At 66.1% G+C, this 469-nt stretch carries 2 protein-coding genes; both read left to right on the top strand.

The window, feature by feature from the left end; all coding sequences use genetic code 11:
- Positions 1–218: hypothetical protein (locus RNB18_RS51485; protein ID WP_311720994.1), on the top strand; the 218-nt coding region annotated here is incomplete at its 5' end.
- On the top strand, positions 215–469 hold a 255-nt coding region (locus RNB18_RS51480; protein ID WP_311720993.1), incomplete at its 3' end, for a hypothetical protein. The genes RNB18_RS51485 and RNB18_RS51480, both read left to right, overlap by 4 nt.

Genomic DNA, 469 nt, shown 5'->3' with positions numbered 1-469 from the left:
CGAAAGAACCCAACCTGGTCATGTATTGCCCGCCCGCACCCGACATGCTGATGCGGGGCGCGGTCAACGCACCCCGACCCAACGATCTCGGCCTGCAGAACTCCCAGACCCCTGGGTATCCGATCGGGCCCGAGGTGGTCAACGACCCGGTCAAGATCCCGACCCTGGCCCAGCTGGCCTACAAATGGCGCAGCATCCTGAAAGGTGGCCCGCAGTGAGCAATTCCGACGATGACTCCGTCGACGACCACGGTGAATCGGTGCTGACGTTGGAGGATCCCGCAGAAGACACAGCAAACGACGTCGAGCCCGAGCCTGACGAAACCGTCACGGCCGGCCGGCTCAGGCGCCGCCTCGTGGCGGGACTTCTCGCACTGGTGGCCGTCGCCGCCACGGCCGCGTTGGTGGTCTTGTCGATCAGTGAGTACCACCACCGCCAGGACGAATCGCTGCGCGCCGGGGCCGTGCAG

The organism is Streptomyces doebereineriae (genome assembly GCF_031845645.1).
Lineage (GTDB): Bacteria > Actinomycetota > Actinomycetes > Streptomycetales > Streptomycetaceae > Streptomyces > Streptomyces canus.
This window is presented reverse-complemented; position numbering and strand designations above follow the sequence as displayed.